At 37.9% G+C, this 15,217-nt stretch carries 11 protein-coding genes; 2 read left to right on the top strand and 9 right to left on the bottom strand.

The window, feature by feature from the left end; translation table 11 throughout:
- Positions 1–3: 3 nt before the first annotated feature.
- Positions 4–426 (bottom strand): hypothetical protein, encoded by a 423-nt coding sequence (locus WHA43_RS11965; protein ID WP_226742834.1) that lies wholly within the window; start codon positions 424–426, stop codon positions 4–6.
- Positions 427–719: 293 nt separating this feature from the next.
- Here WHA43_RS11965 and WHA43_RS11960 point away from each other — a divergent pair, with 293 nt between their 5' ends.
- Entirely contained in the window at positions 720–1,457 is a 738-nt protein-coding gene (locus WHA43_RS11960) for a tyrosine-protein phosphatase (RefSeq protein ID WP_105044969.1), read from the top strand.
- A 468-nt stretch (positions 1,458–1,925) separates the two neighbouring features.
- Here WHA43_RS11960 and WHA43_RS11955 read toward each other — a convergent pair whose 3' ends face one another.
- From WHA43_RS11955 to WHA43_RS11930, 6 genes are all read right to left on the bottom strand, one after another.
- Positions 1,926–4,316, bottom strand: a complete 2,391-nt coding sequence (locus WHA43_RS11955; protein WP_105044968.1) for a GumC family protein — start codon at positions 4,314–4,316, stop codon at positions 1,926–1,928.
- A gap of 1 nt (position 4,317) precedes the next feature.
- Positions 4,318–5,097, bottom strand: coding sequence for a polysaccharide biosynthesis/export family protein (locus WHA43_RS11950; RefSeq protein ID WP_105044967.1), 780 nt, complete (start codon positions 5,095–5,097; stop codon positions 4,318–4,320).
- A gap of 371 nt (positions 5,098–5,468) precedes the next feature.
- Positions 5,469–7,382 carry a polysaccharide biosynthesis protein gene (locus WHA43_RS11945; RefSeq protein WP_105044966.1) on the bottom strand — a complete coding sequence of 638 codons (1,914 nt, stop codon included), beginning with the start codon at positions 7,380–7,382 and terminating at the stop codon, positions 5,469–5,471.
- A 1,062-nt stretch (positions 7,383–8,444) separates the two neighbouring features.
- Positions 8,445–9,578: a GDP-mannose 4,6-dehydratase gene (gmd, locus tag WHA43_RS11940; protein ID WP_105044964.1), complete on the bottom strand. Its 1,134-nt coding sequence runs from the start codon at positions 9,576–9,578 to the stop codon at positions 8,445–8,447.
- Between the two features lie 62 nt (positions 9,579–9,640).
- Complete coding sequence (locus WHA43_RS11935; RefSeq protein ID WP_105044963.1) at positions 9,641–10,000, bottom strand: four helix bundle protein; 360 nt, start codon at positions 9,998–10,000, stop codon at positions 9,641–9,643.
- Positions 10,001–10,204: 204 nt separating this feature from the next.
- Positions 10,205–11,158: a GDP-L-fucose synthase family protein gene (locus tag WHA43_RS11930; RefSeq protein ID WP_105044962.1), complete on the bottom strand. Its 954-nt coding sequence runs from the start codon at positions 11,156–11,158 to the stop codon at positions 10,205–10,207.
- Positions 11,159–11,749: 591 nt separating this feature from the next.
- On the opposite strand from WHA43_RS11930, the gene WHA43_RS11925 reads away from it, so the two are divergent.
- On the top strand, positions 11,750–12,898 hold the full coding sequence (locus WHA43_RS11925) for a nucleotidyltransferase domain-containing protein (RefSeq protein WP_105044960.1): 1,149 nt from the start codon (positions 11,750–11,752) through the stop codon (positions 12,896–12,898).
- Positions 12,899–13,154: 256 nt separating this feature from the next.
- On the opposite strand, the gene WHA43_RS11920 is transcribed toward WHA43_RS11925, so the two are convergent.
- Complete coding sequence (locus WHA43_RS11920) at positions 13,155–14,123, bottom strand: UDP-GlcNAc--UDP-phosphate GlcNAc-1-phosphate transferase (RefSeq protein WP_105044959.1); 969 nt, start codon at positions 14,121–14,123, stop codon at positions 13,155–13,157.
- Positions 14,104–15,213, bottom strand: a complete 1,110-nt coding sequence (locus tag WHA43_RS11915; protein WP_105044958.1) for a glycosyltransferase family 4 protein — start codon at positions 15,211–15,213, stop codon at positions 14,104–14,106. Before WHA43_RS11915 ends, WHA43_RS11920 begins: the two co-directional genes overlap by 20 nt.
- Positions 15,214–15,217 lie beyond the last annotated feature (4 nt).

Raw genomic sequence — 15,217 nt, 5'->3', positions numbered from 1 at the left:
TTTCTATGGCTTGGTATTGTGCTTTTTTCTAATAGGAATATTAAACTCTTTCTCAGCAATATCAACCATTGTCGAAAACGCAATAGCTTTCATCTCTGCTGTTTGAAGTTGTTTTTCTAGTTCAGCTATTCGCTTTTTGAGTTTTAGCATCTCAAAATCATCCGAACTTTCCTCTTGTTGTTTTTTTTTCTTTGACATGCTAACAAAATTAGTGTTTTTCACAAACTTATCTTCAATACCAAACTTGCGCATCCACATCCCTATTTTACCATTTTCTGTTGGATAGCCCGTATAACGCTTATAAATCGATTGTTTAGTCTCATTTCCAGACAAATAATCATCGATTATTAACTTTTTTTCATGATCTGAAAAATACAGCTTGTTGTTGCGCCATTGTCCTAAAATCACTTTGCTTTTTTCTTTCATTTTTACACTTTTTGTGTAAACCTAATTCAGGACAAGTCATTTTGTGTAATTCCCAATGCCAACTTTGTACTTTCTACTTTGTACTTTGTACTTTTAATATTGTACTTTGCACCTTTGCACCTTTGCACCTTTGCCTCTCTGCCACTTTGCACCTTTGCCTCTCTGCCACTTTGCACCTTTGCACCTTTGCACCTTTGCATCTTTGCCACTTTGCCACTTTGCCCCTCTGCCTCTCTAAATATTAATTCCCAATATCTCATTCAAAACACTAAATTTGTAGTAAATTAAATGATATGTTTTTTTTTAAGAAGAAAGAGATTCCCTTGACCGAGTTTTTTCCAAACGGAATGGTGGACATTCATTCGCACTTACTTCCGGGTATTGATGATGGTGCTAAAAGCCTAGAAGATAGTATTGCCCTTATCGAGCGCATGGCCTCTTATGGCATTACTCGTTTTGTAACCACTCCGCATATTTTAGGGGATGTGTACCCCAATACACCTGCAATCATCCAAGAAAAACTGACTTTGGTGCAAGAAGCGTTGACAGCAAAGGGATTGGGTCATATCCACTTCAGTGCTGCAGCGGAATATATGTTGGACGAACAGTTTGCCCTGTTGCTAGAGCAAGGAGATTTATTGACGCTGAAAGACAATTTGGTTTTAGTGGAAATGTCGTATTTCAGTCCGCCTTTGAATGTCTATGAATTGCTTTTTCAATTGCAATTGAAAGGATACAAACCGGTTTTGGCACATCCGGAGCGTTATTTTACCTACCACACTCATTTTAATTCGTATTACAAATTGAAAAAAGCAGGCTGTTTGTTTCAATTGAACTTGCTTTCTTTAACCGAAAACTATGGCAAGCCGGTTCAAAAAACAGCGCAACGCTTGCTAAAAGAAAATCTATATGATTTTGTAGGTACCGACACGCACCATCAGCAGCATTTAGATGCACTGCAAAAAATCAGTACCAAAGAAAACTTGAAATTATTGGAGGGAATTATAGATCGTAATTTGGGGTTTGTGTAGGGGCTGCTGTTGGTTAAATAACGAAGACAAAAGACTAAGACGAAGACGAAAGACTAAATAACTAGCATCCACCGCTTGAACCACATAGCATTTCACATAGTCTTTCTTTATTTTAATAGACGCTTTGCTCAATTAAAGTAACTCATAACTATGTGTAAACCCAAAGCTTGGACTATGTAACCCTTTTCTATTATTTTCTATGTGGTTAAAAGAAAAATGCAGTGAACCAGTTTGCAGTAAGCCTGTTAGAAGAGAGTTTATGATTTAGGATCATTGAAAGTCTACAACTAAGCATCTTTGCCTCTTTGCCTCTTTGAAACTAAAGTATATCCCTAATCCCAACTTTGAATTTTGTACATTGAACATTGAATATGCTACTTTGTACTTTGTACTTTTAATATTGTACTTTGTACTGCAAACTTCCCTCCCCCTTTCCTTGGGAAAGGGGGTCAGGGGGATAGGACCCTTCTACCTCCCCATCAAGCGTGCAAACCACGATTTTTTCTTCACCTCCAGATAGCCAGCTCCATAGCCATAGCCGTAGCCATACCCATAGCCGTAACCGTAGCCATAGCCGCGTTTCATGTCGGTATCGTTTAAAATCATCGCCATATTCGGCAATTTTTTCTCTTTGTAAAGGGTTTCGGGTACTACCAACATACGCTTGTCTAAGTAGTTTGCTCTTGTAACATATAAGAACATGTCTGCCAATTTAGACACTAGCAAGGTATCGGTTACCAAATTCACAGGGGCTGTATCTACAATGACAAAGTCGTAGTCTTTTTTAACGGCCTCAAAGAGTGCTGATACTTTTTTGTGCAACAACAATTCTGCTGGGTTGGGCGGAATCACCCCCGATGCAATAAAATCTACGTTCTTGATCTCCGGAAAGGTAAACTTTAGTTCGTCTATGGTCAATCGGTCGTCTAAGATGTAGTTGGTAACTCCCTTACGGTCTGGGAGGCCCAAGTATTGGGTAATTTTAGGGGCTCTCAAATCCAAGCCCAACAACAATACCTTTTTATCTGCTAAGGCCAACGAAGCCGCTAGGTTCATGGATACGAAAGACTTCCCTTCGCCACTCGTGGTAGAGGTAATAAAAATAACCTTTCCTAACCCTTCGTTGCTTTTGGGCAACATAAACTCTAAATTGGTACGCAATAGCCTAAAGGCTTCCGCACTACTGGTACGGGCATCTTTGGTGATCACAATTTTTTCTTCGGTCTCTGAATGGGGTACATCGCCTAAAAAGGGCACCTTGACCAATTGCTCCAATTCTTTACGAGAATGCACTTTGGTATCCAATAAGTTATTGACATAAATAACGGCAAAGGGCACGATCAATCCCAACAGGAGCGCTGCTAAGTAAATGATGTTACCTTTGGGAGATACGGGTTTATCATTGCTATACGCTTTGTCTATGATTTTGGCATTGGGTACGGTAATCGCCAAAGAAATAGCGGTTTCTTCTTTTTTCTTTAACAAATACGAATACAACTCCGAGTAAATGATTTTTTGGCGTTCAATATCAATGATGCCACGTTCTATCAAAGGCAGCATAGACACCTTTCCTTGCACACGGTTGGCCTCGTTAGCGACCTTGTTCAATTGGATTTCAATAGACTTTTTCAAGTTGGCAAGGTTCGATTGCAAATTTTGTTTCAGGATGGCAATTTCGTTGTTCAGCGCAATGAGGTTGGGGTTGCGTTTCCCGGCAATGGGCTCTAAACGGTATTTTTCCAAGACCAATTCGTTGTATTTGGTGATGGACTCCGAGGTGATGGCATCCGAAAAGCCCAAGTTGGCAGGCAATACCTCCGTTTTGGTAGCTTGTTTGATTTCTTGCTGTACCCACTCCGCCAAACTGAGTTGGGTACGCAGCTCTACCATTTTGGCATTACTTTCTGATACTTCTGTCAATGCCAAAGCCCCCTCTTCTGTAAGTCCCGAGATACCGAATTTGGCTTTGTAATCTTTAAAATTGTCTTGTATCGCTGCCAACTCCAAACCTACGGTTTGCAAGCGGTCTTCGATAAAATCCTTGGTTTTATTCGACACCATATTTTTATCGGCAATGGCATCGCGGTTGTACTGCTGTACCAATTCGTCTAAGATGTCTTCGGCTTTTTGTTTGATGGGGTCGGTCAAACTCAAGGTCAGTACCGATGAGAGTTTATCTACGGGATTGACAGCTATATTTTTTTGATAGGCATCAATCACCCTGCTTTTGGGTCTGATGACAATGGTAACTGTTTCTAAGTCTGTTGCCTCTGCTGAGGGGTGCAAATTACGGATAAGAAAACTTCCCAATTTTTTACTACTCATCACTTGATTAAAATCGCCTTTCAGGATAAAATCATCCTCAGTACTCAGAATTTCAAACTGAGTTGTACTGATTTGACGCACCACAAAAGCCGTATCAATTTTATGGAATAACGAATCGGTCTTTAAAAATTGGATACGAATGGCTTTGTCTTGGTAAGCTTCTGAGGTTTTGATTCTGCCTTCTCTAAAATAAGTGATGTTCAAGTTCAAAGAATCCACTACCCTGCCAATGATTTTACGAGATTTGATGACGTGGATTTCATTGTCGGTATTGTTCGCAGAGCCCGTCCCCACAATCCCCAAATCGGCTACGGCTTTCAACTCATCCGAAATGCCCGACTTTTGGTTGTCTTTGATCATGATGGTAGCGGTGGCGGTATATTGGGGCGTGGCATAGCGCAAATAAAAATAAGCGGTTCCTAGAGCGACCACAGCAGCCAATACAAACCAACGCCAATGCGCTAGGTATTTTTCGAGTTCTTGACGGATGTTGATCGTATCCTGGTTTTCATTGATGTCGTTAAAACTTTCCATACTATCTGCCTAAAATCGAAATTGTGGTTAATAATGAGATCAAAACACTGGTAATGGAGATGAACAATCCAGTATTGGAGTTAGACGAAGCGGATTGAATGCGGGCATAATTGGGCTCTACATACACCACATCGTTTTGCTGCAAATAATAGATAGGGGAGGTAAACAATTGTTTAGACAATACGTCTACTTTGTAGTGCACTTTTTTGCCCCCTTCTTCGCGAATCACCAAAATATTCTGTCTTTCGGCAGAAATGTTCAAGTCGCCTGCCAAGGCAATCGCTTCTAAGATGGTGATGCGTTCGTTGGGAATGGTATAACTCCCTGGCAACCGTACATCGCCCAATACGCTGATCTTAAAATTTGCCAAGCGCACGTTGATATTGGGGTTTTTGATATAATCTGGGTCTAGCCTGTCTTTTAGCATGGCAATAAACTCTTCTCTCGACAAACCCCCAATTTTCAGTTTGCCAATCACCGGGAAATCAATTTCCCCGTTGCTATCCACCAAATAACTCTGTTGCTGTGCCACCCCAATCGCCGAATTGGAAGAGGTGGAATAAGTTACCGCCGCCAAGTTGAACGGGCGAACCGCTTCGGTATCTAAGGCGGTGATGGTGATTTGCAACAAATCATCGGGTTTGATGATGGTTTTGTAGCTATTGGATACCTTAGATTGGTCGATTTCGTCGTTTTGAAAATAGATGATGTCTTTTTTGGAGACACAAGAGGTTGCCAGTACGAAAAGGGTGGTAAATAGGGTTATCTTTTTTATGTTCATTGAATTTTTTTTGGTTAACTGCTTTTTTTGGTTAACTGGTTATTTGCTTATTTGGTTATTTGCTTATTTGGTTATTTGGTTATTTGCTTAACTGCTTAACTGTTTACTAAACTAAAAACTAAAAACTAACCTCTAATATTTAACTTCTAACTTCTAACTTCTACTATTTAATTGTTTTAATAATTACCTACTTTTTTATTCGTTAAATCATTACCTCATTCAATCATTAATTCATTGTAAACTAAAAACTAAAAACTAAAAACTAACCTCTAATATTTAACTTCTAATATTTAACTTCTAACTTCTACTATTTAATTGTTTTAATAATTACCAACTTATTTTATTCATTACCTCATTCAATCATTAATTCATTAATTCATTAATTCATTGGATACTTCATGATCCAATTCCTCAAATTCCGAGTTTTTAGAAATGTACTCAGGGACGATTTCTTTCATCAAGCTCACCAATTTTTTGTTATTGACACTGGGGAGTTCCAAAAGGATGTCTTCAATTTTTCCTTTGGTAACTACAAAGTCAATTTGATTGGTTTTGGCAATGAGTATTTTTTCGTGGTAGGTTTTGGTGGTATTTTCACCATCCGCCAACAATTCTTCGTACAATTTTTCTCCGGGGCGCAATCCGGTGATTTTAATGTCAATATCCCCAGGGTACTTGAGACCCGACAAATAAATCATTCTTTTGGCAATGTCAAAAATCTTTACCGATTTTCCCATGTCAAAAATATAAATTTCGCCTCCTTTTCCCATGGTCCCTGCCTCGAGTACCAAGCTACAGGCTTCGGGAATCGTCATAAAATAGCGGGTTATTTCTTTGTGAGTCACCGTAAGCGGCCCTCCTTTTTCAATTTGTTTTTTAAAGAGCGGAATGACCGAGCCGTTAGAGCCCAACACATTGCCAAAACGCGTGATGGTAAATTTGGTATTGGACTGCGCATGGCTCAAACAACTGATGTACAACTCAGCAATGCGTTTCGTTGCCCCCATCACATTGGTAGGGTTTACGGCCTTGTCGGTAGAGACCATCACAAAGCGCTCTATACCGAACTGTATCGACAAGTCGGCCATGTGTTTGGTACCCATGATGTTGATTTTGATGGCCTCGTAAGGGGTTTTTTCCATCAAGGGAACGTGTTTGTAGGCTGCCGCATGAAACACCTGCTCTGGCTGGTATTTTATAAAAATACGCTCCATTCTTTTAAGGTCTCGCACATCCGAAACCAATGCCACAAAATTAGACAAGCCCAATTGTACAAATTCTTGCTGCAAATCGTACAAGGCCGATTCTGATTGATCTACCAAAATCAGTTTTTTAGGGTTGTAAGCGGTCAATTGCCTCGCTATTTCACTACCAATAGAGCCTGCTGCACCGGTAACAAGCAATACCTTGCCACTGACCTTGCTCATTACGATGGGGTTGACAATTTCTATTTGATCGCGGTCTAACAAATCGTCGATGTTGACGTTTTTAATTTGATTGGCTTGCAAATCGCCCTCAATCCATTTGGTCAAGGTGGGTACTGTTTTTACTTTTACGTTGAGCTCTAAAAACTTATCCGTCAACTCAAGCAACCTCCCAGACCGAAGTCGGGGCATCGAAAAAATCACCTCTTTGATGTCGTGTTTTTCAATGAATTCAGCATCAATCTTATCAGGGTTGTAAATTTTAATCCGGTCTATCTTTTTGTTGACTTTGTTAGGGTTATCGTCTAAAAAACCAATGATTTCGTAGTTATTTTTTCGGTCTCTGTTGATAGCGGCATAGGTTATCATCCCCGAATCCCCTGCCCCGTAAATCAAAATATTGGTGATGGTTTTTACTTGGGTATTGACCAGCTCGAACATGGCTTTGAATATGAAACGGCTGATGATCATCATAAAATTCGCCAATAAAAAATGGATGATGATGATGGAAATGGGAATGCTAAAAGTAGGAAAAATCGCTAACAAACCATTGACTAAGAGGGCAAAGCCTATAAAAATAGTGTGTATAGAAATGCCTAAAAATACATTGAAGGCATCTTTGGTGCCGGTATGTCGAACAATGCCTTTGTAAGAGCCTACCAGCGCAAAGGCAATGCATGCCAACACCAGTACAAAAGGAATTTGGAGGAGCAAATGCTGCAAGTCAAATTCAAAACTAGCATTATAGCGTATAGCGTAAGCAAAGAAAAAAGAAACACACACTAAAAAAAGGTCAATGGCAAGTACCAACCATTTGGAGGCGTACTTATTGACTGTCCTTAGAAAGAGTATTCGTAACATTTTTATTTTCACAGTGTGTGCAAACTTAAGTATTTTTTTTAGTTTTTAGATTGCTGGATTGTGAGATTTTTTAAAATTGTTGGTTTTTGGGAGGGGTACTATCTCGAATGGAGAAAATTTAGAGAGTTCAAAGTCCAAAATCTAAAGGCAACCTAAACCACATCTTAGGTTTCAACCACAGGGGTTCGTGTTTAGTTTTGAGTTGTTTAACCAAAGAAAGGTTTAAAAGTTTAAGAGTTTCTATTGTTTAAGCGTTTAAAGATAAATTGTCTATCCAAACAACTTGAAGAAACCACAAAAACCATAGAAACAACAGAAACTTTTTAGTCTTAGTCTTAGCCTTAGTCTTAGCCTTAGTCTTAGCCTTAGTCTTAGTCTTAGTCTTAGTCTTAGTCTTAGCCTTAGTCTTAGCCTTAGCCTTAGTCTTAGCCTTAGCCTTAGTCTTAGTCTTAGTCTTAGTCTTAGTAGTAGTCTTAGCCTTAGCCTTAGTCTTAGCCTTAGCCTTAGTCTTAGCCTTAGCCTTAGCCTTAGTCTTAGTCTTAGCCTTAGCCTTAGCCTTAGTCTTAGTCTTAGCCTTAGTCTTAGTCTTAGCCTTAGCCTTAGTCATAGTCTTAGCCTTAGTCATAGTCTTAGCCTTAGTCATAGTCTTAGTCTTAGTCTTAGTCTTAGCCTTAGTCATAGTCTTAGTCTTAGTCTTAGTCTTAGCCTTAGTCATAGTCTTAGTCTTAGCCTTAGTCTTAGTCATAGTCTTAGCCTTAGTCTTAGCCTTAGTCTTAGTCATAGTAATAGTCTTACTGATCAAGGTCTTAAAGCTTTTGATCTTGAAGAGTTTGAAAATACAGATTGCTTTCCCGAAGTCCCGAAGACTCGGGAGGGACAAGCTACTCCTACGTCGTTCATCCCGAAGTTTCGGGAACGTGGCAGGCAGCAACAAGTACGTGACAGGCCGTTATGAAGTCTCGGGAACGAGGGATTTTTTAATATACAGATTGCTTCGCTCATTCCTCGCTCGCAATGACAGGGAGTTTAAATTACGGTGCCATCCCGAATGCTCGAGATAAACTAAAACAACTTTAAATCACTTGCCACCATTTCTTTTACCAGTCCTGCTAGATCGTATTGAGGTTGCCAACCCAGTTGTGTTTTGGATTTGGTTGGGTCTCCAATCAATACATCTACTTCTGTAGGACGATAATATTCGGGGTCTACGCGCACCACTACTTTTCCAATAGAAAGGCCTCCCCCAGCCTCTCCAAAGGAGGAGAGTAATACACCTGTTGCAGTTTGGTATTTCCTTTCGTCAATACTTTCGATAATGGCTACTTCATTCTCATTTTCCCCTTCAAATCGCAAAGTAATCCCTACCTCTAAGAAAGACAATCGTACAAAATCACGTATATAGGTGGTAATCCCCGTTGCAATTACATAATCTTCAGCCACTTCTTGCTGTAGTATTCGCCACATTGCCTCTACATAGTCTTTGGCATGTCCCCAATCTCTCTGAGAATTTAGATTGCCCAAATACAAACAATCTTGTTTTCCTTTTGCAATGGCTGCGGTTGCCATGGTAATTTTACGAGTCACAAAAGTTTCACCTCTGCGTGGAGATTCGTGGTTGAATAAAATTCCGTTACACGCAAACATCTTATAAGCCTCGCGATAGTTTTTGGTAATCCAAAACCCATAAATTTTTGCCACACCATAGGGTGAGCGTGGGTAAAAGGGTGATTGTTCGTCATAAAATCCGCGTTCGTTTTTATTTTCAGTCATACCTCCATAGAGCTCTGAAGTGGAGGCTTGATAAATACGTGTTTTCTTTTCCAATCCTAATATTCGAACCGCTTCTAAGATACGTAGGGTTCCCAATCCATCTACATTGGCTACATATTCAGGCGAATCAAAAGACACCTTTACATGACTCATCGCACCCAAATTGTAAATTTCATCGGGTTGCACCTCTTGTATGATTCTGATAATGTTGGTGGAATCTGTTAAATCCCCGTAATGCAATTTAAAATTCACATGGCCTTCATGCTGATCTACATACAGGTGGTCAATGCGCTGGGTATTGAACGAAGATGCACGACGTTTTACGCCATGTACCATATATCCCTTCTCTAATAATAGTTCTGCTAAATAAGATCCATCTTGGCCTGTGATGCCGGTGATGAGGGCTACTTTTTGGTTTGTATTCATATGTTTATTTTACTAAGGCACAAGACTAAAACTAAGGCTTGGGCGTTTTTATAAATTGATATTTATTTTTTGTTCAAAACTTTTTTTCTAAAGGCATGTATCCTTTTTTGGAGACTAATAACCTTTTTAATGATCTCATCTGAATTGTTTTCTGCTATATACTTTCTTTTGCTAGCTATTATTACTTGTGTTTCTAATTCAAATGCTGAACCAAGTGCTATTTCTAAAAACCTTGCAAAATCTTTTTCAGATTCTCTCGACGCTCCCTCCGCTATATTTGACGGAATTGATATAACTGACCTTACTATTTGGGAACTCAAAGAAAACTTTTCATTAGATGGGAAATGATCAACTAATTCGTAAATATCCATCACTAACTGCATTCCATCAATCCAAACATTGTATTCTCTGAAATTTCTCATTCTTTTTTTTTACAAAGGCTGTTGACTAAGACTAAAGCTGTTGACAAAGGCTTTGGTTCGGTTTTTAATTTAATTTAAAATTCATTTATTGAATCAATATTCTCATTAATTTTTCTAGTCTTAGTCTTCGTCTTAGTCATAGCCTTAGTCTTCGTCTTTGTCTTCGTCTTTGTCTTCGTCTAAGTCTTTGTCTTCGTCTTAGTCTTAATCCATCTTCACTTCCTTAATCCGCTCCACATTCTCCAAAAACCACTGATAGGTCTTTGCAATCCCTGCATCCAACTCCGTAGTATAACGCCAACCCACTCCCTTCATCTTAGAAACATCCATCAATTTACGAGGTGTACCATCAGGTTTGGTGGCGTCCCAAACAATGTCTCCCTGATGTCCTACCGCTTTTTGGATGGTTGCTGCCAAGTGTTTGATGGTGACATCTGTTCCTGAACCCACATTGTACAAATGCTCAGGCAAGGTATTTTCTAAGGCATATACCACGGCTTCCGCCATATCATCCACAAATAAAAACTCACGCATGGGCGTTCCTGAACCCCATAAAGTAACAGGAGCATGGTTATTATTTTTCGCTTCGTGAAACTTACGAATCATGGCAGGCAATACATGCGAAGTATTAAAATCGAAATTATCGTAATACCCATACAAATTAGTGGGCATCAAGCTTAAATAGTCTTTGCCAAACTGTTTGCGAATGGCTTGACAGGCTTTTACCCCGGTAATTTTAGCAATCGCATACCATTCATTGGTAGGCTCTAAAGAATCTGTTAATAAGTATTCCTCTTTCAAGGGTTGAGGCGCAAACTTAGGGTAGATACAAGAGCTTCCTAAAAAAATAAACTTGTCGATACCTGCTTTGAAAGCCCCATCAATCAAGTTATTTTGAATCTGCATATTTTCCATTAAAAATTGGTAAGGAAAATCGTTGTTGGCTAAAATTCCACCAACTCTGGCTGCCGCATCAATCACCGCTTCCGGTCGTTCAGTAGCATAAAAATCGGTAACGGCTTGTTGGTTGCGCAAATCCAGCTCTTTACTCGATTTGCCAATCAGGTTGGTATAGCCTTTTTGCGTTAATGCCCTCCATACGGCAGAGCCTACCATTCCTTTATGCCCTGCAATGTAAATCTTAGTGTTTTTGTTCATACTTTTTCTCTTAAAAAAGCAAACTTTGTATGTTTAAAGATTCAAAAATACTATTTTTTCTTAGTAAGTTGCACGGATTCCTTGTGATAATTTTGTGTAGTACATCAATAAGCAATTGAAGTGAGAATTGACATCTTTCGTTTCAACCACATAATATTTCACATAGTTTTACTACCCTGAACTTGACTTGTCACCCTGAACTCGTCTTGCCCCGAATTTATTTCGGGGTCAGGGTCTTTAGGGTCTTTTCAGGGTCGTTTCAAGGATCAGGGTCCATTCAAGGCCTCCGCTCTCAAGGTCTTAGTCATAGTCTTAGTCTTAGCCTTAGTCTTAGTCTTAGCCTTAGTCTTAGTCTTAGCAATAGTCTTAGCAATAGTCTTACCGATCAAGGTCTTAAAGCTTTTGATCTTGGGGAGTTTGAATATACAGATTGCTTCGTGCCTCGCAATGACGTGATAGGTAGCAACAAGTACGGGACAGGCTTTCCCGAAGTGTCGGGAACGGACTGGTTGCAATGAGGTTAAAAAAAACTGCTTTCATATTTTTAAATTTGCTATTTTTGAGAATTGGAAGTTTAATCCGATACACCCAATGACATACAAAGAAACCCTGTTTTTTGTTGGTAAATGCTTAACGATTTCGCATGAAGTGGAAAATCGGAATGCCATTGAAAAAATACTGAAAACTGAGACTGTTGACTGGGACGCTGTGGTAAAAGTAAGCACCGCGCATTATGTATTCCCAGCCTTGTATGTGAATTTGCAACGTGCCCATTTTTTACCCTATGTACCCGAAGATTTAGTGGAGTATATGCAACACATCACCAACTTAAATCGGGAACGTAATGAACAAATCATTACACAAGCTAAAGAGCTCAATACGCTGTTGTTGGCAAATGGGATTACCCCCATCTTTTTAAAAGGGACGGGGAATTTGTTGGAGGGATTGTATGCTGATTTGGGGGAGCGTATGGTGGGGGATATTGATTTTATTGTTGAGAAAGAAGACTATCCAAAAGCGATTGCCCTATTGACCGATTTTGGTTATGAACCTGTAACAAAATATAAATATTATTTTCCTTCTTTCAAACATTATCCGCGAATCCAAAAAGAAGGATGCATTGCTGCCGTTGAAATACATAAAGAATTGTTGATTGAAAAATATGCCATGGAATTCAACTATGAGTTCATTAAAAATAATACCCAACAATTTGGTAATATCACAGTAATGAGTTACGCCCACCAATTGTGTTTGAGTATCATTGCCAAACAAATCAATGACAATGGAAGGTTTTATAATGACATCGCATTGCGCAATGCCTATGATGTTTTTTTATTATCAAAAAAAACAGCAGTTTCCGAAGCGTTTAAGGGACTCCAAAAGTTGAATGAACCGCTGCTGAATTATATAGCTTTGTGTTTTGAGGTTTTTGATAAGCCTGACTCTTTACAATACCAAAAAACAGCAACAACTAAGCAATATGTTGCTGATTTTTATCAATTACTGGAAAATGAAACTTTGAGAGTTGCATTTCATAAAAAGATACAGAGAAAACTTTTCATACAAATGCGTTTACAAATTATCTACAAATCTATTTTTGATGCAGCGCATCGTTCGTGGTTGTTGAAAAGGATTAGTGATGGTAATTGGTATCGGGAGAAGTATCAACAGTTGAAGCTTATCCCTCTCCTGAAGTTTCGAGACCTTTCCAATAAATCCCGAAGTCTCGGGAGGAACTAGATATAAAAGTATTTCAAATTGTTTATTTGAAATTTTTCTTTTTGTACTCGGTCATACTCGAACATTATTTATCATCCCAGCTTATACTGATAATTCGGAGACGCAGGAGGAACCTTTTACTGTGTTAAATGGGAGTTCACTCCTAACTTAGGGAAGAAAAGTTTGGGATGAAATATTCGTTAGATTTATAATTAATTTTACCACTGCCTACTGACAACTGTCTACCGTCAACTGTCTACCGTCAACTGACAACTGTCTAAAGTTCCCTCTCCAACTTTTTAAACAATACTATATATCCAGTAATAAATACTATTATAAAGCCCACTAATACCAATAGTTGAGTTGTCATTGGCAATTGATAGGTAAAAAACAACACTATATTCAATACCAATTGAATGCCTGCATAGATAACAGAAACTGTTAGATGGGGTATTTTTTTGACATGTACCAGTTTTTGATAGATATGATGTCTGTGGGGTGCAAAAATACTTTCGTTGGTAAAAAATTTACGATACAATAGTGTACACCCTGCATCTGCCCCATATACAAATATGGCAAGAAACATGAGGGGTGCTTGTAAACGGACAGCCAAATAAACCCCTACAAAATAAATCAACATCCCAATGCTGATGCTGCCAATATCCCCTGCAAAAAAGAGGGCTTTTTTTCGGAAGTTGTAAAAGCCAAAGACACCAATCGCGATGAAAGTATAGAATATGATTTCGTTGTTAACGATGTTTTCTTGTGCATTGATGGCATAAAACCCCACTAAAGAGGCAAAACTATACATCCCCGTTATACCATTGATGCCATCCATAAAATTGAACATATTGACAACACCAATGCCTAACAATAGGAATGATAGGTAGGGTGCAATAGGCGAAAAAGGTAGTGCTACTTCATGCAACAGCAATGCGACTGCCAATAATTGAAAAGGAAACCGGATTTTGGAACTGAGGGTATAGATGTCGTCTAAAAAACTGATGATTGCCAGGGCAATGGTGCCCGCAATGAAATAAGGATATTGAAAATTGTTGCCCAAAAAGAATAAGCCTAAGGCGAACACAAAGACGATACCCCCTCCACGTATGGTAAAGTTGGTATGAGAACTACGTTCGTTGGGTTTGTCAATAATTTGATACTTTTTAGCGAGTTTTAAATAAATACTTCCTAAAAAAAACAAAAGTATAAAAATAAGAGTGTGCTCATATTGAAACAATTTCATAAATAGCTCTTTTATATTTATCTATAATAATATTTTGATCAAAAACATCAATAGCTCTTTTTCTCGCTTCAATTCCCATTTCTAATCTTTTTTCAACATTCATATTTAATAATAATTTCATCTTTTCAGCTAAACTTTTGCTATCTTTTACTTTACAAAGTAAACCTGTGACTCCATCTACTACAACATCTCTACAACCGGGAACATCTGTTGTTATAATAGGTATTGCAACACTAGAGGCTTCAATTAACACTTTAGAAAGACCTTCTCTATAAGAAGGCAAAACTAAACAATCTGCATCTTGAATGTATGGCAAAACATTTTCAGTCTCCCCTAAATATTTTACAATACCATCATTAATCCATTCATTTAAAACTTTTTCAGATACTGCTGTATGATTTAATTTGTAAATTGGCCCTAAAATTAAACCTTCAAAATTTTTATACTCAAGGTTTAAAATTTTTAATGCCTCTATAAATTCTAATATACCTTTATCAAAGATTAATCTTCCTATAAAAATGAATTTAAATTTTAAATTATTGACTTTTTTCTTAGGTATAAATTTTTTTGTATCGACTCCTGACCCACTTATAACTTCACATTTCTTTTCATTTATTAATTTATTTTTAATAAACTCGTTAAGGTCATCTCTATTTTGAAAAAAAATTTTGTCTGCATTTTTCTGAGAAAATTTATAAAGTAATTTAGCTATTCTAGTTGAAAAACTTTTCTTTATAAATAGGGTACCTAGCCCTGAAATGTTATTCACAACAGGTATATTTAGAAACTTTGCTGCTAAAGTACCGTAGATATTAGGTTTAATTGCATTGTGACAAATTATATCAGGTTTGATTTTTTTATATAAAATATAATATTTATAAATTAGAAAAATATCTTTAATTGGATTTTTACTATTATTATTTATATTAATGTTCTCAAAAATAAAATTCTCATTTTCTAAATTAGAAACATATTTATCATTATTTGCAACGGCATAAATAATATGACCATCATTTTGAAGGGATTTTAAGAGGGGTAGTCTGAAGTTGTAAATACTCCATGCTAAATTCGAAGAAAAAACAATTTTCATAAAT

It is taken from the genome of Polaribacter gangjinensis (assembly GCF_038024125.1).
Lineage (GTDB): Bacteria > Bacteroidota > Bacteroidia > Flavobacteriales > Flavobacteriaceae > Polaribacter > Polaribacter gangjinensis.
This window is presented reverse-complemented; position numbering and strand designations above follow the sequence as displayed.